The sequence below is a fragment of the Corynebacterium sp. CCM 9204 genome, assembly GCF_041357695.1.
Lineage (GTDB): Bacteria > Actinomycetota > Actinomycetes > Mycobacteriales > Mycobacteriaceae > Corynebacterium.
This window is the reverse complement of sequence record NZ_JAUERX010000002.1, coordinates 322,418-341,803: the sequence shown is the minus strand read 5'-3', so window position 1 is coordinate 341,803 and position 19,386 is coordinate 322,418. Positions and strand designations below refer to the sequence as shown.

General features: G+C 60.3%; 18 protein-coding genes. 4 read left to right on the top strand and 14 right to left on the bottom strand.

Annotated elements, in window-relative coordinates:
* Window positions 1-66: 66 nt before the first annotated feature.
* From QWU43_RS05665 to rho, 10 genes are all read right to left on the bottom strand, one after another.
* Window positions 67-885: a F0F1 ATP synthase subunit delta gene (locus QWU43_RS05665; RefSeq protein ID WP_370915360.1), complete on the bottom strand. Its 819-nt coding sequence runs from the start codon at window positions 883-885 to the stop codon at window positions 67-69.
* Between the two features lie 5 nt (window positions 886-890).
* Window positions 891-1,469, bottom strand: a complete 579-nt coding sequence (locus tag QWU43_RS05660; protein WP_370915074.1) for a F0F1 ATP synthase subunit B — start codon at window positions 1,467-1,469, stop codon at window positions 891-893.
* A 49-nt stretch (window positions 1,470-1,518) separates the two neighbouring features.
* Window positions 1,519-1,758, bottom strand: a complete 240-nt coding sequence (locus QWU43_RS05655; protein ID WP_198737374.1) for an ATP synthase F0 subunit C — start codon at window positions 1,756-1,758, stop codon at window positions 1,519-1,521.
* A 174-nt stretch (window positions 1,759-1,932) separates the two neighbouring features.
* Window positions 1,933-2,745, bottom strand: coding sequence for a F0F1 ATP synthase subunit A (atpB, locus tag QWU43_RS05650; protein ID WP_370917346.1), 813 nt, complete (start codon window positions 2,743-2,745; stop codon window positions 1,933-1,935).
* A 543-nt stretch (window positions 2,746-3,288) separates the two neighbouring features.
* The gene (locus QWU43_RS05645; RefSeq protein ID WP_370915076.1) at window positions 3,289-3,720 is read right to left on the bottom strand and encodes a hypothetical protein; all 432 of its coding nucleotides are present in this window, start codon (window positions 3,718-3,720) and stop codon (window positions 3,289-3,291) included.
* 10 nt (window positions 3,721-3,730) lie between these two features.
* Entirely contained in the window at window positions 3,731-4,906 is a 1,176-nt protein-coding gene (locus QWU43_RS05640) for a glycosyltransferase family 4 protein (RefSeq protein ID WP_370915077.1), read from the bottom strand.
* A 1-nt stretch (window position 4,907) separates the two neighbouring features.
* Window positions 4,908-5,558, bottom strand: coding sequence for an L-threonylcarbamoyladenylate synthase (locus tag QWU43_RS05635; RefSeq protein ID WP_370917345.1), 651 nt, complete (start codon window positions 5,556-5,558; stop codon window positions 4,908-4,910).
* Between the two features lie 33 nt (window positions 5,559-5,591).
* Window positions 5,592-6,446: a peptide chain release factor N(5)-glutamine methyltransferase gene (gene prmC / locus QWU43_RS05630; protein ID WP_370917344.1), complete on the bottom strand. Its 855-nt coding sequence runs from the start codon at window positions 6,444-6,446 to the stop codon at window positions 5,592-5,594.
* A gap of 10 nt (window positions 6,447-6,456) precedes the next feature.
* Window positions 6,457-7,530, bottom strand: a complete 1,074-nt coding sequence (gene prfA, locus QWU43_RS05625; protein WP_370915080.1) for a peptide chain release factor 1 — start codon at window positions 7,528-7,530, stop codon at window positions 6,457-6,459.
* Window position 7,531: 1 nt separating this feature from the next.
* Window positions 7,532-9,658: a transcription termination factor Rho gene (gene rho, locus QWU43_RS05620; RefSeq protein ID WP_370917343.1), complete on the bottom strand. Its 2,127-nt coding sequence runs from the start codon at window positions 9,656-9,658 to the stop codon at window positions 7,532-7,534.
* A 531-nt stretch (window positions 9,659-10,189) separates the two neighbouring features.
* Here rho and QWU43_RS05615 point away from each other — a divergent pair.
* From QWU43_RS05615 to QWU43_RS05605, 3 genes are all read left to right on the top strand, one after another.
* Window positions 10,190-11,905 (top strand): long-chain fatty-acid--CoA ligase, encoded by a 1,716-nt coding sequence (locus QWU43_RS05615; RefSeq protein WP_370917342.1) that lies wholly within the window; start codon window positions 10,190-10,192, stop codon window positions 11,903-11,905.
* 129 nt (window positions 11,906-12,034) lie between these two features.
* Window positions 12,035-12,328, top strand: coding sequence for a DUF2249 domain-containing protein (locus tag QWU43_RS05610; RefSeq protein WP_370915083.1), 294 nt, complete (start codon window positions 12,035-12,037; stop codon window positions 12,326-12,328).
* 237 nt (window positions 12,329-12,565) lie between these two features.
* A complete protein-coding gene (locus QWU43_RS05605; protein WP_370915084.1) occupies window positions 12,566-13,693 on the top strand; it encodes an ABC transporter ATP-binding protein in 1,128 nt (375 codons plus the stop codon).
* Window positions 13,694-13,784: 91 nt separating this feature from the next.
* Here QWU43_RS05605 and thrB read toward each other — a convergent pair whose 3' ends face one another.
* Genes thrB through QWU43_RS05590 form a run of 3 tightly spaced genes read right to left on the bottom strand, consistent with a single transcriptional unit; the run spans window position 13,785 to window position 17,138 of the window.
* Window positions 13,785-14,708 carry a homoserine kinase gene (thrB, locus tag QWU43_RS05600; RefSeq protein WP_370915085.1) on the bottom strand — a complete coding sequence of 308 codons (924 nt, stop codon included), beginning with the start codon at window positions 14,706-14,708 and terminating at the stop codon, window positions 13,785-13,787.
* A gap of 5 nt (window positions 14,709-14,713) precedes the next feature.
* Complete coding sequence (thrC, locus tag QWU43_RS05595) at window positions 14,714-15,796, bottom strand: threonine synthase (RefSeq protein WP_370915086.1); 1,083 nt, start codon at window positions 15,794-15,796, stop codon at window positions 14,714-14,716.
* 4 nt (window positions 15,797-15,800) lie between these two features.
* Entirely contained in the window at window positions 15,801-17,138 is a 1,338-nt protein-coding gene (locus QWU43_RS05590) for a homoserine dehydrogenase (protein WP_370917341.1), read from the bottom strand.
* An 869-nt stretch (window positions 17,139-18,007) separates the two neighbouring features.
* Between QWU43_RS05590 and QWU43_RS05585 the strand changes: the two genes are divergently transcribed.
* Window positions 18,008-18,523, top strand: a complete 516-nt coding sequence (locus tag QWU43_RS05585) for a hypothetical protein (protein ID WP_370917340.1) — start codon at window positions 18,008-18,010, stop codon at window positions 18,521-18,523.
* A gap of 359 nt (window positions 18,524-18,882) precedes the next feature.
* On the opposite strand, the gene QWU43_RS05580 is transcribed toward QWU43_RS05585, so the two are convergent.
* Window positions 18,883-19,347: a hypothetical protein gene (locus tag QWU43_RS05580; RefSeq protein WP_370915089.1), complete on the bottom strand. Its 465-nt coding sequence runs from the start codon at window positions 19,345-19,347 to the stop codon at window positions 18,883-18,885.
* Window positions 19,348-19,386: the final 39 nt, after the last annotated feature.

Below are 19,386 nucleotides of genomic sequence, written 5' to 3'. Positions count from 1 at the left end.
CTTCCTGCTCTCGGTTGTTTCTTCCAGCATTATTTGTCTAGTTCTCCTGGTCGTAGTCGGCGCCGGTCACGGCAGTTTCGACCGCAGGCGTTGAAGTTTGCCTGAAGTAGAACCATCAATGACTTCCGAACCGACGCGGACGACCACACCACCGAGGAGGCTGGGGTCAACCTCAGAGTGGATGGACATCTCACGACCGTAGATCGTGCCCAGCTTGTCCTTCAGTCCCTGCTCCTGCTGCGCAGTGAGCTGGGTCGCGGCAACCACATGGGCAACCGTCCGGTTCTGCATGTCGGCGGCCAATGCACTCAGTGCGGCGATGTCGTCGACGGGGCCGTGGTCTCGTCGGGTGATCGCCTGCAATGCCAGTGCCTCGGTTACCGGGGTGACCTTCCCGTACAGAACGTTCGCCAGCAACCCTCGCTTCGCGTCGGCAGTCGCCGTGCGGTCGTCGAGAAGTTGCGTGAGTTTGGGTTCGTCGCTCAGTATCCGGGAGAGCCGGAACAGTTCGTCCTCGACCTGCTCCAACTGCCCCTGATTCCGGGCAGCCTCCAGCAGTGCGCGGCGGCCGAGTTCAACTAGGCCTTCCCGCATCTCACGGGGGGTCGACCAGGTCAGTTCAACCGCATCTCCGAGGACCTTGAGGGTGGTATCGGAGACCTTTCCCCCGAATACCTCCCGCACCAGGCCCACGCGCTGCTCGGCGGGGTTCGAAACCTCCGCTGCAGCGACACGCAGGGCGCGGTCGCCGTCGAGGACTTCCACGACGTCGAAAAGCTCGGTTCCGGTCTGTGCGGCGCTGGCCACGGCGTTGCCCTGGCCGGACAGGATCGTGTCCAGATTGCGCGTCGCCTTCGCCAATGCCTCGCGGCTCGCTGCGTGCATGTCGCTCACTTTCCTGCCGGGGCCACGGTGTCGAGATCGGAGAGGAATGTATCGATCGTCCCGGAGCGCTTGACGTTGTCGCCGAGCTGCTCGCCGAGGAGGCGCTCAGCCAAGTTGATCGAGTTCTGTCCCATCTCACGGCGAAGCTCGGTAATGACCTGCTCGCGCTGAGCCATCAATTGCTTCTCACCGGACTCGATGATTCGGTTACTTTCTTCTGTGGCCTGGGCCTTCATGTCTTCGATGATCTGCTTGCCCTTGGTACGCGCATCTTCACGGATCTGCGCGGCTTCAGCACGAGCCTCAGCGAGCTGGGCATTGTACTTTTCCAGGGCCGCCTTGGCTTCCGCCTGAGCAGCTTCCGCGCGCTGAATTCCGCCCTTGATGCGGTCTTCGCGCTCGACGAGCACTTCACGGGCCTTCGGAAGAACAAACTTCCAGAAGCCGATCAGGATGACAATGAAGCACAGCGCCGACCAGACCATGTCGTAGGTGAACGGGAACAAGGGTGAAATCTGGCCGCTCAGCGGCAGATTTCCATGCTCCGCGCCACCTTCGGCAAGGTGGTAAAGGTGGTTAGTCATAGGTCCTCACAGCTTTCGTTGTCGGCGTGGTTCTTCGCTGTTGAGTAGATCAGAACAGGAAGCCGGCAACGAGGCCGATGAGAGCAAGCGCCTCCACGAAGGCGATACCCAGGAACATCGTGGTGCGGAGCTGGCCGGCCATCTCGGGCTGGCGTGCCATACCCTCGAGGGTCTTACCGACGAGGATGCCGATGCCGATGCCGGGGCCGATCGCGGCGAGGCCGTAGCCGATGGCGCCGAAACCGGAGAAGGAGGTGGCGGCTTCCTGCGCGAGGATGATCTCGTTCATTGGTGTGTCGTTCCCTTTCTTAAGCCCAGAAAGGTCATTGTCTTCTGGGCGAGGTGGTGATGATGGGGTATTCAGTTGACCGTATTGATGCCCCGGCCTGAGCCGAGGCTGGTCCGTGGCTCCGGTCTCCCGGAATCACGAGGCCTGGGCCGACGCCCCGGAGGGCGACGGGTGTCAGTGTTCGTCCGCGTGCAACGACAGTTCGATGTAAACGGCAGAGAGGAGCGCGAAAATGTACGCCTGCAGGAAGATGACCAGCAGTTCGAACAAGGTGAACGCGACTCCGGCAAGGAAGGTCACGCCACTCAGCAGGGTCCAGCCGTTCAACTGCCAGAAGAAGAAGTTCGTGGCGGAGAACAACAGAACCAGAATGAGGTGACCTGCGAGCATGTTGGCCATCAGACGCAGGGTCAGCGTGGCCGGCCGCATGACGAACGTCGAGAAGAACTCGATCGGAATCGTCAGAAAGTGGAGCAACGGCGGAAGGTTCGGGACCACCGTCGAGCACTTGACATACTTGAAGAAGCCGTAACGCTTTACACCCGCGTAGATGAACGCGATGTAACCGACTATCGCCAGCGTCAGCGGCATGCCGATTCGAGCATTCGGGGAAATGTTCAGTCCCGGGATCACAGACGGGAGATTCATCGCAAAGACGGTGAAGAAGATAGCCGTCAGCAATGGCAGAAAGCGGTGTCCCTCCCGCTTGCCGAGGATCTCCTCGGCGATATGAAGCCGGACGAAATCAAGGCCCATCTCCCCCACGCTCTGCAACCGGGACGGAACCAGTTTGGGGTTCCGCATGGCGATGGCGAAGAAGAGGACGAGCAGAACCGCCATGAGCAGGCGGACGAACATCAGACGGTCGAGTGCGAATGCGCCGTTGAAGAAGTCGTGGAACCAGAGGTTCACGACATTCCCGTGCTCATCCACGTACCCCGGGAAAAATTCTTGGTCCAGGTCGGGCTTATGGAACTCACCCTTCATGGACAGTGTTGTAACGCTCAGCGTTCTCTCCCGTGTTCGGGCCGCACCCGACGCTTCTGCCTGCGGGTGCGGTGCGATGGACGTCTGAAAAGTACCTGGACCAACCGCGGACTCCGTCGCACATCATCGCGGTGATCACTGGGGACGGGAAGCCCGGCACCATCCCAGCAGAATGGCACACCTGTACGGACGAAAGCACGTCAGCACAACGGTTCCCTAAACCCGGGATCAGACTATCAGGTGCCGGGTACGTTTACCGAAGATTGCCCCGGGGGTATTCACCCACCCCCTGGACCAGAACCAGCGCACCACTGTTCAACGGGGAAAATGTTTACTTGTAAGTTCGGTCACATGGTGTTGAAGTGGGGGCTACGGGGGTAATCCACCAACTTCAGAGATGTAATGCATCTCCGGATTTTCCCGGCCCCCGGTTCCCCCGTATGCGCCTTATCCTATACTCGGACCTCAATACCGGACGTAACACCGTGATTCATCTGTCGCGGGAACGATGTCCACCCACTGAAATAGAGCACGCGGGAAGTGTCAGGAGACATAAGTCGTGCGACTGCTCACGATGGCCCATGTCTCTGATCCCAGGACCACGGTCAGTGCCGCCATTACCGTGACGAACAACGCCCTGCGTGAGTAGAAGTCCAGATCACGCAGAATGAACAGAAGGATGAGAAGTGCCACCAGTTTGAGGAGCCAGCCACCAAGCACTAAAACGGCTGTCATACTCGGTGAGGTTCCACCGGTAATCAGAACACTCAGCACTGTCAGAAGAACGAATCCGCCTCCGACAATCCCACCGATGATTCCACCCCACATTCCCCGTTCACCATCGATCATCCACCACCCCGACACGGAGAGTGCCGTGATTCCGAGCAGGGCGAACGACCCCATCTGAGCAGCACGTATAAGCGGGATCCGATGATTGTCATACGGGGACTCGGGGAACTGGGTCGATTCACTCACATGCGGAATCCTACGTCATGGGAGATGGAGGGTCGATCGAGAGTTCACGGTCCCGCTTCCGTTTGTCCAGGACCGGTGTGATCGTAAAAATGAACGCCAGCGTAATCGCGAGGAAAAACCCCACGAGCACTTCCATGACATGGAGGACCGTGAACGCTACCGCACCGAAGGCGACCGCAAAGGTCCACGAGTAGATCGTTACCGCAACCTGACGGGGGGAATGCCCGTGGCGCATGAGTTGATGATGCAGGTGATTCTTGTCGGGAACCGACATCGACTGTCCGGTGACCAGACGTCGGACAACCGTCAGACAGAGTTCCGCGAGAGGAACACAGACGCATCCCACGGCGACAATCATCGGTGCCATGACAGCGAAGATATCTGCCACACCGTACAGGGAGAGATTAATCTTTCCCGAGGCGGACGTTGACCCGGCTGCGAGAAGCAACCCGATCAGCATACTGCCGGTGTCCCCCATGAAAATCCTCGCGGGAGCGAAGTTGTGCGGGAGAAACCCGAGACAGATTCCCACCAGGCCCGCTCCAATGATGGCGGGTGGATACGCGGACACCGCTCCTCCCTGATCGTGGAGAATGGTCAGGGAAAAAGTCAGGATCGCCCCACCCGTGATCAACCCGACCCCGGCTGCAAGTCCGTCACTGCCGTCAACGAAATTCAATGCGTTGATCAACGCCACGGTGACGAAAGCAGTGAGTACCGTCGACAGCACCTGATCGAGCACGACGGTTGTTCCACCACCGAACGGAAAATATATCAGGGTCCAGGTCAATCCCATCAGGCTCATCACGACGGCACCAAGGATCTGTCCGATGAGCTTCGCCAGAACATCGAGTTCGAAAAAATCATCGATGATACCCACCAGCACGATGACGAGTCCAGCCCAGGCGACGGCCCCCATCTCCGGGGTGATCGGTTGAAAACCTCTGTTGAGCGCTGGAAGCTGCTGTGCCAGGAAAACTGCCGCCAGAAAACCAGTGAACATAGCTACTCCGCCCATCTGCGGAGTCGGGTTCTTGTGCACGTCCCGTTCCCTTACCGGGTCAACCTTGTCTGTGCGAACCAAGACATACCGGACGATTCCGGTGGCCAGATAGGTCACCGCGCAAGCGACGAGAAGGACCAGTCCAAGTTCGCGCAGGGGGACTCCGGCGCCTCCGGATCCCATGTCAGGCCAGAGTCTCCGGAGAGATCCCGAGCGCATCAGCGATCCGTGCAGCCGGGACGGCCCCTTCCCGGAGCAGTCGCGGGCGACTCCCGGAAAGATCGATAATGCTCGAAGGCTGACCCGCCAGACAGGTTCCGCCATCGAGATAGACGGAAACGGTGCTACCGAGTTGCTTCCGGGCTTCCTCGGCTGTTGTTGCCGGAGGTTGACCGGAAATATTCGCACTTGAAACCGCCATCGGCCCGGTTTCCCTCAGCAGCTCGATCGCAACCGGGTGCAGCGGCATCCGGAGCATCACCGTGCCACGGGTGTCTCCGAGATTCCAGGGAAGACTCGGTGCCTGGACGACGACTATGGAGAGTCCACCGGGCCAGAACGCCTCGATAAGAGTACGCACCTGCGGTTGATTGTCACGGACGAGTCCCTGGACCGTGTACCAGCTTCCGACGAGAACAGGAACCGGCATGTCGGGTCCCCTGTGCTTCGCCCGAAGCAGGTCACCGACGGCACGATTATCGAACGCGTCGCACCCGATTCCATACAGCGTGTCCGTCGGTAGGACGACGAGCCCGCCGCCTTTGACCGCGTTGACGGCAGCGGATACACCGTTGACGCGGTCCTCGGTGTTCAGGCAGTTGTAGATCCGGCTCACTGGTTTGTTCTCTCTTTCCGGGTGGAACCTCGTTCAGCAGTGTCCGAGTCTACTCGCCGTGGTGAATCGCTCCCGACCCGCCAGGTCGCTCCGGGTCCGAACCCGGTTAAACCCACCGTGCGCGGAGAACGCCGCCCGTACCGCACCTCCGGTGGAATCATCATGTTCGATTCCACAGATACCCCCCGGTTTCAGCAGTTTATACACGGTCTCGAGCATGGGGATGATGACCTCCATGCCATCTATGCCACCAAATACGGCACGGTAGGGGTCATGGGATATTTCAGGGGGCAAGATCTCCGATCCGCGCTCAGGAACGTACGGCGGGTTCGAAAGTACCAGGTCCACCCTGCCCTGAAGATCCGGGAGGATGTCCATCCGGGTCGCATCGGCCTCAACGAGCCGGACACGGGGAGCATGTACATCAATATTTCTCCGTGCCCACCGGGCTGCGTCCGGATCCAATTCGACCGCGATGACCGTGGCATCAGGGACCGAGTAGGCAACCGCGATCGCGAGTGCCCCCGAGCCGGTGCAGAGATCAACGACGACGGGGGTAGCCAAATTAGTGAGTTCAGTGATTCCCCAGGCTGCGAGCAGTTCAGTCTCGGGGCGCGGGATGAAAACCCCGGGACCGACTGCCAGGTCAAGCCCGCCGATGGAAGCAGTTCCGGTGATGTACTGGAGAGGCTCTCTTCGGGCCCGTCGCCTGACGAGCGCCGCGTAGCCTTCCGGTGCCGGTTCCCCGCCACGGAGGAAGAGGTCCATCCGCCCGCAGCCAAGAAGATGTGCCGCGAGCAACTGGGCGTCGACGAGCGGCGTGTCGATGCCCGCGGCAGAAAGAACCGCCGCAGCGTCGCGCACGGCAGCGGTTACCGTGAGCTGCACGTGGATACCTCTACTCAGCTTCCAGACGGGCGTTGCGTTCCGCGGTCTGGAGCGCGGCGAACAGATCCTCAAGATCACCGTTCAGAACGGTGTCGAGGTTGTTGGCCTTGTATCCGATCCGGTGGTCACTGACCCTGTTTTCGGGCCAGTTGTAGGTCCGGATACGCTCAGACCTGTCCATGGTGCGGATCTGGGCAGCACGGCCCTCTGCGGCTTCAGCGTCAGCGGCTTCCTCGATCTGCCGCTGCAGCCGGGCTGCGAGAACCTGCATGGCACGAGCTTTGTTCTGGATCTGTGAACGTTCCTTCTGACAGGTCACAACAATTCCCGTGGGCAGGTGTGTGATACGGACAGCCGAGTCGGTGGTGTTGACTCCCTGGCCTCCCTTGCCCGATGAACGGTAGACGTCCACCCGAAGATCCTTGTCATCGATCTCCACGGCCTCAATCTCATCGGGCTCCGGATAGACGAGAACACCCGCTGCGGAGGTCTGGATACGCCCCTGTGACTCGGTCACGGGCACCCGCTGAACCCGATGAACACCACCCTCGAACTTGAAGACGCTCCACGCACCGTCCGCAGAAGGCTGCTTCGACTTGATGGACAAGGTCATGTCCTTAACTCCACCGAGATCTGATTCGCTGAGCCCCAGAATTTCAGTACTGAAGCCGTGCTTCTCAGCGAAACGCTGGTACATCCTGGCGAGCTCGCCGGCGAAGAGCGCCGCCTCTTCACCACCGGCGCCGGACTTGATCTCCATCACGATGTCATCGGCATCGTGCGGATCACGAGGAGCAAGGAGGTCGGCGAGCTTCTCCTCCAACTCGATCTTCCGTTCGGAGAGACGTTCGGCCTCAGCGGCAAACTCGGCATCCTCGTGGGCCATCTCAAGGGCTGCCTCAAGATCACCACGCACAGCAGACAACTCACCGTGCACGCGGATGATCGGTTGCAGTTGCGAATAACGCTTACCGACTCTACGGGCGGCCGTCTGATCATTGTGCAACTCCGGGTCTGCGAGCTGTGCTTCGAGGCCCTGGTACTCGGAGAGGATGTCGTCGACAGCGGAAACCTGGTTCGACATCTTAGGAGTACTCCTCCTCGCCGTCAGACGCCATCGGCGCCGACGAAGCGATCTGCATCATGAACTCTGCATTGGATTTCGTCTTCTTCAACTGCTTCAGTAGCAGATCAATTGCCTGCTGATTGTCCAGGGCAGACAGAATCCGACGTAGCTTGTGCATGAGCCGCGCTTCCTCGGGGGCGAGCAGAAGCTCGTCCTTGCGGGTGCCGGACGGGTTGACGTCGACGGCCGGGAACACCCGACGCTCAGAGATCTTGCGGTCGAGCTTGAGCTCGGCGTTACCGGTACCCTTGAATTCCTCGAAGATGACCGTGTCGCCGGCCGAACCGGTCTCAACCATGGCAGTCGCGATGATTGTCAATGAACCACCCTGCTCGATATTCCTGGCGGCACCGAGGAAACGCTTCGGCGGGTAGAGTGCGTTGGAGTCCACACCACCAGACAGAATGCGTCCCGACGCCGGAGAGCTGTTGTTGTACGCGCGTCCCAGTCGGGTGATGGAATCGAGTAGAACGACGACGTCTTTCCCTTCCTCCACCAGGCGCTTGGCACGCTCGATAGCGAGCTCCGCGACAGCCGTGTGCTCGCTCGGCGGACGGTCGAAGGTGGAGGCGATGACCTCACCTTTGACTGAACGCTGCATGTCGGTGACTTCCTCCGGACGCTCATCCACAAGCACGATCATGCAGTGGCATTCCGGGTTGTTGGTCGCGATCGCGTTGGCGATGTTCTGCATGATCGTCGTCTTACCCGCCTTCGGAGGTGAGACGATCAGTGCACGCTGCCCCTTACCGATCGGCATGATTAAATCGATAAGTCGAGTAGTGAGAACCTTGGGGTCAGTCTCCAACCGCAGACGCTGATTCGGGTACAGCGGGGTGAGTCTGTAGAAGTCAGGGCGTTTACGTGCCTCTTCCGGACTCATCTGGTTCACCGTGTCGACTTTGACCAGCGAATTGTACTTCTGCCGGTTGCGTCCACCACCGCTGTGCTGGTTGGCGGGCTGTCCGTCGGCACGCATCTTCACCTGACCGGTGATCGCATCCCCAGAGCGCAATCCGAACTTGCGGACCATCTGCTGCGGCACGAAAACGTCCGCTGGGCCAGCGTGATACCCGGTTGTACGGACAAATGCGAGATTGTTGTCGACGATGTCGAGAATACCTCCGACCGGAGAGAACACATCATCATCGCGAGAATCATCGTTGCTGTGATTGTTACCGTAGGCGTCGTTTCCGCCTCGGTTACGGTCCCGGCGGTTACGTCGGTTACGACGGTTGCCCCGCCCACCATCATTGTCATCGCCACCGCGGCTGCGGTCCCGGCGGTTGTTCCCCCCGTTGTTGTCCGAATTCTGCTCGTCACTGCCGCCGCCCCGGTTGCGGTCCCGGCGATTGTTGTTACGGCCTCCGTCTGAATTCTGCTCGTCACTGCCGCCGCCCCGGTTGCGGTCCCGGCGATTGTTGTTACGGCCTCCGTCTGAATTCTGCTCGTCACTGCCGCCGTCACGATTGCGGTCCCGGCGATTACCGTTACGGATGTTTCCGTCATTGTCATCGCCGTCATCCTGCGTACCGTCATCACTAGTGTCACGGCCACCCTTCCGCTGCTGGCGGGCACGGTTGCGACGTGCCCGGCGCGCAGCCGAACGTGATTCAAAATGCCCGTCATCGTCACCGTTGTCACTGTTTTCAGTACCCGGGGAACCCTCCGCCTCGGAATCCCGATCTTCGCCTCGATCACGACGTTCCGCATCGTTCGGGTCACCATTCTTGTGGGCACCGTTCCGCTGCTGACGCTCATTCTGTGCAGACGTCTCCGGCTGCATTGCCGCATCCCCCCTCTGCGCGGACTCCCGCGCAGATTCCCCCGGAGTGATCGTTGAGGTACTGACCCGGCGTCGATGCCGTTCTCCACCGGAGACATCCGAACCTGACTCCCCCTGATCCGGTGCTGAGGCTGTGGCGGGGGCCTGGCTCTGTCCACCTGCGCCGCGGATTGCCTCGATGAGGTCTCCCTTGCGTTTGCCGGAGATTCCCCGGATACCGAGTTTCTGCGCCATTTGGCGCAGCTCAGTGAGCTTGAACGAGGCGAGATCCTTGTTCACGGCGTTGTCCGTATCGGTCACGAAAGTCCTTTCAATCGCTGTACCGGCACTGATGGCGTCATACACCACTGGGCAGATCGTACTGCCGGCAGCTTTTCACGGAAAATAATCAGTCATCGCAGTACCGCTCGGCTTCGGACACCTGCCGGAGAATATCCGTGGGGCGATCCGGGAGCGAGGAAGCTCTGCTTCAGACTTGTCTGGGTGCTTCGGCCGGTTCATCCTTCGGGTATACCGCCGGGAGACCGTCATCGAAGCTGTATTAACTGGCCCGGGCATGCACCCCGGCCATTCGAGTGCGCGGCCATGGGAGGAAGCACGGAAGAAGATTGTCGTTCCCGATAATCCGGCTCCGTGCCTCGGCCCTGGCGGTCACACTGCATTAACCTGTCGGTTCAGTCACCTACTTTAGCGTATTCGGCACGTCTACGCCTACATCGGACACGGTCGAACAGGTAGTCCGCATCATAGCTCCCCGGAGAAATGACACGTCCCGCACCAGCATTCCATGGACCCCTGCCCCCGCATCAGCACGCGGTTAGAGTGGTGAACATGCTGAGTACCATGCACGACATCCCCATGTCGTTGACCAGGATCCTGCGCTACGGTTCCACCGTGCACGGGTCATCGACGGTCACGAGTTGGGACCACGGTGAACCAACCTCAATGACATTCAGCGAGATCGGGGTCCGCGCAGCGGCACTCGCCAACGCTCTCCGAGATGAACTCGGCATAGATTCCGACCAGCGTATCGGTACATTCATGTACAACTGCGCCGAGCACCTGGAAGCGCTGTTCGCGGTTAGTTGCATGGGAGCGGTGTTCAACCCCCTCAACAAGCAACTCATGGAGGATCAGGTCTCCCACATCATCAATCACGCCAATGACCGCGTCATCATCTCCGACCCACGGCTGATTCCGAAACTGGGACGGATCCTCACCCACTGTCCCCGGGTCACGGATGTGATCATCACAGGCCTGCAAGGCATCGACACGCTCTCTTCGCATCTACCCGACCACATCAGGATCCACTCCTACGAAGCGCTCATCGACGGTCGCCCCACGACATACGACTGGCCCGTCCTCGACGAACACACCGCAGCCGCGATCTGCTATTCCACCGGCACAACCGGGGCTCCCAAAGGGGTCGTCTACTCCCACCGGTCCATGTATCTCCACTCCATGAGCCTCCGGACCACGGATAGTTTCGCGGTGAGCCATGGGATACCTTTCCTCTGCTGTGTACCGATCTATCACGTCCTCTCCTGGGGGGTCCCGATATCCGCATTCATGTCCGGCGCACCGATGATTCTCCCCGGCCCTGATCTCTCCGCACCGACACTCGCGAAAATCATCGCGACGACCCACCCACGGGCGGCATCCGGGGTCCCCACACTATGGATTTCGTTGATGGTGCATTATCTCTCGCATCCCCCAGAACGAATGAGTCTCCAGGAGATCTTCGCGGGCGGATCCCCCGTACCACCGATCCTCATCAGAATGTGGGAGGAACGGTACGGAGTCGACGTCATCCACATCTGGGGCATGACAGAAACCTCACCCATCGGCACCGTCGCCCGACCACCGATGGGTGTCTCCGGCCAAGCCCGTTGGACATATCGAATCAGCCAAGGCAGATTCCCCGCATCCATCGAGTTCCGGGTGGTCAACGACGGCCGGGAAGTCACCGGAACAGATCGGAACCAGGGCGAGATCCAGGTCCGTGGCAACTGGGTCACAGCCTCCTACTACCACTCCCCAGAGGAGGACAAAGGTGGCCTCGCACAGAGCTTCCGCGGCGCGGACGTCGGGGACGCCACCGACAAATTCACCGATGACGGGTGGCTGCGCACCGGGGATGTCGGATCGATCACCCGTGACGGCTTCCTCACCGTTGAGGATCGTGCCCGCGACGTCATCCGATCCGGCGGGGAATGGATCTACTCCGTCCAACTGGAGAATCTGATCATGGAGGCGGATGAGGTCGTAGAAGCCGCCGTGATCGGATATCCCGATGACAAATGGGGTGAACGGCCCCTCGCTGTGACGGTCCTCTACCCTGGGGTCACCCCCGGAAAAGCCACCGCGGAACACCTCCGGGACACACTCCGCGAGAAACTCCCGGCCTGGATGCTGCCCGAGTACTGGACCTTCGTGGAACAGATCGACCGCACCAGCGTAGACAAGTTCGACAAAAAGGATCTGCGCAAACACCTTGCTGACGGCGACTTCGAGGTGATCCGACTCAAGGGCCCTGGCGAGCGTTGACGATGAACCGGGATGGCTTTCTCCCGGCGAACCCCCACGGCAGCTCGCGCATCGGGGACCGGTGACAATCAGAGTATCCGAGATTAACATCGTGGAATATCATCTACAGCTCCACTGAAAGGAACCCCGATGAGTCTCCGGGAACAACTGCCCCTCACCGAAAAAACGGGCACCTGTAGCTGTACTGAACAAGAGATTCCGATCCCGGAGCTGGATGCGGCTGCCATTCCGCATGCCATCCGACACGGGGCCATCCATGGTGCACTGGGGGTCCTCCCCATCGGAGGGGCGCTCGTCCTCGTCGCCCCGCACAATCCGGTCCCCCTGATCAACGAGATCGCCGCTCGTGAGGAATCCTTCGACATGAAGTTCATTCAGCAGGGCCCGGACGAGTGGCGGATCAGATTCACCAGGATGGCCTGACCCGGAGTTTCCACGGGGAGTTTTCCTGACCATGATTCCCGGGCCATAACTGTGACATCATGAAGTGATCTGCACAATACCGTGCAGTCGGTATCATCCCCTGGTCACAGCATCTGGGCACGGTTTCGACGTCGCGCTACCCTGCCGCGTATGGCGTAAACTCCTTGCCACGGTGGGCGGGGAAGGTACTCCACTCGGATCGTCCGGCACGTACCTGCCGGTGGAGGGAATTCAATCATGGCTACAGTGACTTTCGATAAGGCCAGCCGAATATACCCGGGGGCCAATCATCCGGCCGTCGATAAACTTGATCTACACATTGATGATGGCGAGTTTCTCGTTCTCGTCGGTCCGTCAGGCTGCGGAAAATCCACTTCACTCCGGATGCTCGCCGGACTGGAGGACGTCAACTCGGGCCGCATCCTCATAGGTGACCGCGACGTCACTTCGGTACTGCCGAAAGACCGGGACATCGCGATGGTGTTCCAGAACTACGCACTGTACCCGCACATGACCGTCCGGGAGAACATGGGGTTCGCCCTCAAGATCTCCAAGACCCCGAAGGACGAGATCGCCCGCCGCGTGGACGAAGCCGCGGGGATCCTCGGTCTCGAACCTTTCCTGGACCGGAAGCCCAAAGCGCTCTCCGGCGGCCAGCGTCAGCGGGTGGCCATGGGCCGCGCCATCGTCCGTAAACCCCAGGTATTCCTCATGGACGAACCCCTGTCCAACCTTGACGCGAAACTCCGTGTACAGACTCGTACCCAGATCGCCTCGTTGCAGCGCAACCTCGGTGTCACCACGGTGTACGTGACGCATGACCAGACGGAGGCGCTCACCATGGGCGACCGGATCGCCGTTCTCAAGGACGGGGTACTCCAACAGTGCGGCACGCCGCAGGACATGTACGACCGGCCGGTCAACAAATTCGTCGCCGGATTCATCGGATCACCCGCGATGAACCTCGGGACGTTCCACGTCGACGGCGACGAGGCCAAGCTCGGTTCCGCTGCGGTGCGGCTCCCGAGGGACACGGTCGCAGCTCTCACCGAAGCGGACGGCGGACGCATCACGATCGGTTTCCGGCCCGAGAGTCTCGAGGTTGTCAGCGAGCAGGTGGGCACAACTATTCCGGTGGTCGTCGATCTCGTTGAGGAGCTCGGCTCCGACGCCTACATCTATGGTCACCTCGCGGGTGCCACGGATGCGGCGATCGGATCTGGCCCGGACGAATCCGCTGATTCGCCCATCATCGTGAGGGTTCCCCCACGGACCGCACCGACGCGCGGCGAGACGATCCACGTGCGGATCCGGGAGAACCAGCAGCACTGCTTCAGCGCGGCCACCGGCGAGCGGATTGCCTGACGTCCTTTCGATCCCCAGTCGCTGAACGAAGCGGGGTGGGTGGGAGATTCCTCTCCCCGCCCACCCCGACTTTCAGGTCCGCCGGTCCGGATCAGTCAACGGTGACCTCGACAGGTCCGGCCACCTCAAGCTCGTGCACCACGAGTCCGTCTGCCCGCGCCTGGTCCAGGATCATCGGATCCACGGGTTCCGTGGACAACACCATGACGGTGGGTCCTGCTCCAGAAAGATAGGCGGCCCAGCCCCGATTCCGGAGTCGGTTGACCCACTCCGCAGTCACGGGGAGGACATCCGCACGGTAGGGCTGGTGCAACCGGTCCCGGGTGCCCTCCCAGAGCAATTCGGGATGATGCTGGATGGCCACGGTCATCACCGCGCACCGGGAGACGTTGAAGCGTGCATCCATGTGGGTGACGTCACTGGGCAGCACCTGGCGGACGGCCTGCGTCGAGGCACGGAAATCAGGAACCAGGGCCGTGGCCCGAATCCGCTTGTCAGTGGGGATTCTCACGGCACGGTACTGGGGTTTCGTCGTACCGTCTACCGGTACCTCGGTCCAGCCTACGATGGCGCTACCGAGCACACTGGCCGCGGCATTATCGGGATGTCCCTCGAAATCGCTGGCCAACTGTACGAGAGCCGCATCATCGAGCACAAAGCCCGCGAGCCCATTCGCCGCGGCGACACCAGCGACAGCGGCAGACGCTGAGGAACCAAGTCCACGGGACTGAGGGATCGAGTTCCGGCAGGTCACCTTGAGTCCTGGCACGGTGACACCGGCAGCGTTCAAGCCTGCCCGAACAGCACGCACCACGAGGTGCCGCTCATCAAGGGGAACCTCCCCCACACCCTGGCCCTCGACGGTAACCTCGAGACCGGACTCCGTGACTTCCACATCAACATGGTCATAGAGACTCACCGCGAGGCCCAGGGTGTCGAATCCTGGCCCCAGGTTCGCGGAGGATGCGGGGACCGTGACGTGCGCGGTTTTACCTACAGGAAGTGCGGTGCTCACCGGGATCACGCCTTCAGACCAAGTGCCTCGACCACGGCAGCGGGATCGACGTCAATCGGGGTCGGTTCCGGCATCTGCAGCAGCGCCGTCGTCGGATCCTTGAGGCCATTACCAGTGACAGTGCAGACAACGAGCTGGCCCGGCTCGAGCCAGCCGTCTTCGTGCGCCGCAAGGACACCGGCGACGGACGATGCGGATGCAGGTTCGACGAAGACGCCTTCCTTACCGGCGATGAGCCGGTACGCCTCGAGGATCTTCTCGTCGGTGGCGGCACGGAACACGCCTTCAGACTCATCACGGGCGGCGACAGCCGAGTGCCAGGACGCCGGGTTACCGATGCGGATAGCGGTCGCGATAGTCTCCGGGTTGGTGACGGGTTCACCGTTGACAAGGGGTGCTGCGCCCGCAGCCTGGACCCCGAGCATCCGGGGACGACGCGTGGTGACACCGTCGTTGAAATACTCGGTGTAGCCTTTCCAATAGGCAGTGATGTTACCGGCGTTGCCGACGGGCAGCGCATGGATGTGTGGCGCATCGCCGAGGACATCGGCGATCTCGAAGGCCGCGGTCTTCTGCCCCTCGATACGCATGGGGTTCACGGAGTTGACCAGGGCGATCTCCGGATACTCGGTGGTGGTCTTCTGGACGAGCTCGAGGCAGTCGTCAAAGTTACCGCGCACCTGGATGATCTCCGCACCGTGCATGACCGCCTGAGCGAGCTTCCCCTGGGCGATCTTTCCTTCGGGGATAAGGACGGAGCACTTGATGCCCGCGCGGGTCGCGTAGGCAGCCGCTGACGCGGAGGTGTTGCCGGTGGACGCGCACATGAGCACCTTCTTGCCGTTGGCGACGGCATCAGTCACTGCGACGGTCATACCGCGATCCTTGAAGGAACCGGTGGGGTTGAGGCCCTCGACCTTCAGATAGACATCGCAGCCGGTGATCTCGGAGATGTGGTGGGCCTTCAGCAGCGGGGTGCCACCCTCCTGAAGCGTGACGGCGTTCCACCCCTGGGCCACCGGCATACGGTCGCGGTACGCCTCGATCAGTCCGGGCCAGCCGTGGTGGACGGGGTTGTGGGAGCTCATTGGATCATTCACCTTCCAGTCTAAGGACACTGTTGACGGTTTTAACTGCGTCGAGCTTCTTGAGCGTCTCGACTGTTTCGGACAGGTCTGCTTCACGCGCGGAATGCGTCATGACGACGAGCCGTGCGGCATCGTCACTCTCCTCCTGGCGAACCGTACGAAGAGAGATACCCGCGTCGGAGAAGACCCGGGAGACATCGGCGAGAACACCGACGCGATCCTCGACCTCCATGTCGACGTGGTAACGGGTGATTACCTCTCCGAACTGCGCGACGGGGAGGTTCGCATAGGTGGACTCCCCTGGTGCACGACCACCGTGAACCTTGTTCCGGGCAGCGCCGACGAGGTCTCCGAGCACCGCGGAGGCGGTTGGGGATCCGCCCGCACCGTTGCCGTAGAACATGAGGCGACCGGCGGCCTCCGCCTCGACGAACACCGCATTGAAGCTCTTGGTAACACTCGCCAACGGGTGATCCCGTGGAACGAGGGTCGGGTGAACCCTGGCCGAGACCTTCGCGGCACCGTCGTCGCCGGTGATGCGTTCACAAATGGCCAGTAGTTTGATGGTGTACCCCGCTGCGCGGGCGGCCTCGATATCGCGTGCGGTGATTGATGAGATGCCCTCACAGTGGACGTCCTCAAAAGTCACGCGGGTGTGGAACGCCAGGGATGCCAGGATAGCGGCCTTGGACGCGGCATCGTGCCCCTCGACGTCAGCGGTGGGATCAGCTTCGGCGTAACCGAGACGAGTGGCCTCCGCGAGCATGTCGTCATAGGATGCACCGGTGGAATCCATGGCGTCGAGAATGAAGTTAGTTGTGCCGTTGACGATACCGGCCACAGATTCAATGCGATCACCCGCGAGGGAACGCCGTAGTGGGCCGACGACGGGGATCGCGGCAGCCACAGCAGCTTCGAAATAGAGGTCCACTCCGGCAGCGTCCGCAGCCTCAGCAAGCTCTGCGGAGTGCGCCGCCACCAGAGCTTTGTTCGCGGTGACCACTGATTTCCCGGCCTTGAGCGCCGCCAGGACCAGTTTTCGGGGATACTCGATCCCACCGATCACCTCAACGACGATATCCACGTCATCGCGTTGGATGAGTTCCATTGCATTAGTGGTGAGCAAATCCTCGTCTACTGAATCACGGTGCTTTGATATATCCCCGACCACGACGCCTTTGACTTCGAGGGGTCCACCGATCCGATGCGTGAATTCATCGGAGTTGTTCTGGAGAAGTCTGAGGACCTCGCTCCCGACGGTTCCGTGTCCGAGGAGAGCCACGCCCACCGGGCTGCCCTCCCCCTTACCTGGGTTATAGGTTGGGTGTTCTTTGACGGTCATGGCGCTCCATGTGGGTTCTGGTGACTTGTGCTCTACCGATTCTCCGCCGAAACAATCTGCCCAGTCCACCTACTCAAGATTCAATCTGCAGGCGCACCGAACCATGTCGAGGCGTACTCAGCCATCATAGACAGAGTGTTCCACCGACCTCGCCGATGGACCGCCTTAATCCCCGTGGATTCACCGTCAGCGTTAGGGTCCGGAGCCCTCTCGGGCAGACCGTCGATTCATCATATCGGGCTACTCGGATACGGGAGGCGCCGCAAACCTGAGGACCTATCAACCTCGCACCTTCACGTCCCCGGATCAACAAGGTCATATTGTGGACGGTTAAGAAAACAGAACACCGGTGGCGTACATGCAGTCGCAACCACCGGGTTCACGCGCCCCACCGGACAGTTTCACCCTTTAACCGGGAGACCCCACTATCTCCAAATCCAAGGAGTTCCCTCACGAATCCATCCGACTACGGCGCGGCATCATCAATGCAACGTCACTCTCTCACCGTCTGCGGCACGTCCGCAACGACGAAGGACAATAACTCATGCACACAGGCCACCTGCGCAGGCCACTACACAGGTTCTACACCGGGGGTGCCGCGACTGTGACAGGTTCTTATGCGGACGGCAACATTCACACGGCTACCTCAACTGGATGTTCGCCCGTTGGGTGAATTTTCTCAGGATTTTTACTATTCATGTAACACTTCTACGACAATTCCGATACAGTTCATGTATTCACCACATCTACCGAGTCTGCTGACCACGATGTGGTGGGCACACATGTAGCCACAGATGAAATTGTCAGTGGCTTAGGTCGGGCATGCCCGAACCGACATACTTCACACCCTTATCAGGAGATCTTTTTACATGACGAACCGTCGTTTCACCTCCGCCGCAATCGCGGCTGTCGCTTCCCTCGCACTGCTTGCTGGTACCGGCTCGGCCGTCGCCACCGAAGGCAACGCCAATGCCCATGTCACTGTCAACGGCTCCTCCGTGAAGGTAGGTGGCAACGCCGAGGGTGAGAATTCCGGTTCCTCCGTCGACGACATCACCGCCAAGATCAAGAACGCCTTCGGCTCATCCACCAACACGGACGAGAAGAACGACGACACCGACAACGGCGACAAGAAGGAAGACGCCAACGGCTCCTCCATCGACGACATCACCGCCAAGATCAAGAACGCCTTCGGCTCATCCACCAACACGGACGAGAAGAACGACGGGACCGACAATGGCGACAAGAAGGAAGAAACGGGTTCCAATGCTAAGGCTGAGGGCGGCTTCAAGCTCGCCCTGGGACTTGGTGCCTTGGCTCTCGTCTTCAGCTTCGCCTACAACTGGGCTGTTCAGCATCACCTGATCGCCCCCTTCTTCCACTAGGATTTAGGTTTTCCCGGTTCCCCGGGAAACTGAAAACGCCACTCCGCCTTTACCGGCGACGAGTGGCGTTTTCTCTTTGTCATCCTCAAGTTGATGATTTCCCCTTGCTGTATCTCTGTCGATCAGCCGATCTGTGTGGGCCGCATGAAACAAGCCGCCTCCATACCGTGCTGATCTTGACCAAAGGCAGGACCGGAAGAGCCCAACGGCGACGGGACCGGGTCCGACGCTCCATGAACACGAAAAAGGCGGAACGGCTTTCCCTGCTACACAAGGTGCCGGTCCGCCTTTTTCTCCCCTCAGATCATCGAATCCGAGGGTGTCCGGTTTCTATCGGAAGACAGGGTGCTCAAGATCGGTTAATTCTCAGTGTTCGCAGAATCAATCTTGTCCTGACGAATTTGTTCGGCGCGCTCTTCGATACACCGTTCACGTTCGGTTGTGTCCTCGATCGAGTTGCACTCGGTGATCGACTCGATGTTTTCGGTACCGATGAACTGCACGAGCGCCCAAGCAAGAACCACGCTGAGGATGATGGCGACCACGGAGATAATGATCGCGGCGATCGAGAGTCCCTTTCCGTTCTTTGACCCCGTCACCCCTTTAGCTTTAATGATTCCCACGATGCCCAGAATCACACCGATAGCTGCCAGGAGCCAATTGAACACCGGAACCCAGCAGATGAGCAGCGCGATAATCGCGACTCCGAGAGCCCATGGGGCGATGGCGTTCCTGGTTGATCCATTTCTCGCCTGCGGGTGATCGAGTCCAGAGGGATATCCGTCAGATGGATTACCGTATCCGGGAGTGTCAGGATTTGTCATAAAGATCTTCTGCTTTCTCTTGTCCTACGATGTAAGGCA

Excerpts from the sequence above, each read along its gene's own strand:
- QWU43_RS05590 (WP_370917341.1), bottom strand. The coding sequence starts at position 17,138 with ATGACCGTCAAAGAACACCCAACCTATAACCCAGGTAAGGGGGAGGGC.
- QWU43_RS05640 (WP_370915077.1), bottom strand. The coding sequence starts at position 4,906 with ATGGGATCCGGAGGCGCCGGAGTCCCCCTGCGCGAACTTGGACTGGTC.
- QWU43_RS05655 (WP_198737374.1), bottom strand. The coding sequence starts at position 1,758 with ATGAACGAGATCATCCTCGCGCAGGAAGCCGCCACCTCCTTCTCCGGT.
- QWU43_RS05615 (WP_370917342.1), top strand. The coding sequence starts at position 10,190 with ATGCTGAGTACCATGCACGACATCCCCATGTCGTTGACCAGGATCCTG.
- atpB (WP_370917346.1), bottom strand. The coding sequence starts at position 2,745 with ATGAAGGGTGAGTTCCATAAGCCCGACCTGGACCAAGAATTTTTCCCG.
- QWU43_RS05665 (WP_370915360.1), bottom strand. The coding sequence starts at position 885 with ATGCACGCAGCGAGCCGCGAGGCATTGGCGAAGGCGACGCGCAATCTG.
- prfA (WP_370915080.1), bottom strand. The coding sequence starts at position 7,530 with ATGTCGAACCAGGTTTCCGCTGTCGACGACATCCTCTCCGAGTACCAG.
- QWU43_RS05660 (WP_370915074.1), bottom strand. The coding sequence starts at position 1,469 with ATGACTAACCACCTTTACCACCTTGCCGAAGGTGGCGCGGAGCATGGA.
- QWU43_RS05610 (WP_370915083.1), top strand. The coding sequence starts at position 12,035 with ATGAGTCTCCGGGAACAACTGCCCCTCACCGAAAAAACGGGCACCTGT.
- QWU43_RS05585 (WP_370917340.1), top strand. The coding sequence starts at position 18,008 with ATGACGAACCGTCGTTTCACCTCCGCCGCAATCGCGGCTGTCGCTTCC.
- QWU43_RS05605 (WP_370915084.1), top strand. The coding sequence starts at position 12,566 with ATGGCTACAGTGACTTTCGATAAGGCCAGCCGAATATACCCGGGGGCC.
- QWU43_RS05580 (WP_370915089.1), bottom strand. The coding sequence starts at position 19,347 with ATGACAAATCCTGACACTCCCGGATACGGTAATCCATCTGACGGATAT.
- thrC (WP_370915086.1), bottom strand. The coding sequence starts at position 15,796 with ATGAGCTCCCACAACCCCGTCCACCACGGCTGGCCCGGACTGATCGAG.